The 370-nt window shown below is 61.6% G+C and carries 1 protein-coding gene; it reads right to left on the reverse strand.

The window, feature by feature from the left end; all coding sequences use genetic code 11:
• On the reverse strand, nucleotides 1-370 hold a 370-nt coding region (locus tag C5P05_RS00305; protein ID WP_157979139.1), incomplete at both ends, for an IS66 family transposase.

A 370-nucleotide genomic window follows, 5' to 3' on the forward strand; every position in this document is an offset into this window, starting at 1 on the left:
CCGTGCATGCTTGGGCAATGCCTGCAGCGCGTCATTGAAGTCGCGTCTGCAATGCGCCCAGCATGCCAGGTGCACCAATCGGTTCGCGCTGGAGATCTGGTCATAGACAGCATAGCCGTCGGTCATCTGCACCCACATGTAGCTCTTGGACTGTGCGCTTTTGCCAGGCTCCTTGAGCACCTGGATCTGGGTCTCATCACCATAGGTGAGTGGGGCATCGAGCAAATGGTCACGCAGCAAGTTCAGGATAGGCTGCACCGCCTGGCCCACGCGCACGATGCTGGCCGCCATGGTGTTGCGCGAGAGGTCGCCCCCGCCAAAACGTCCCAGCAGGGCGGCCTGGCGGTACAGAGGCAGGCCATCGCAATAC

This window comes from Rhodoferax ferrireducens (genome assembly GCF_003347515.1).
Classification (GTDB): domain Bacteria; phylum Pseudomonadota; class Gammaproteobacteria; order Burkholderiales; family Burkholderiaceae_C; genus Rhodoferax.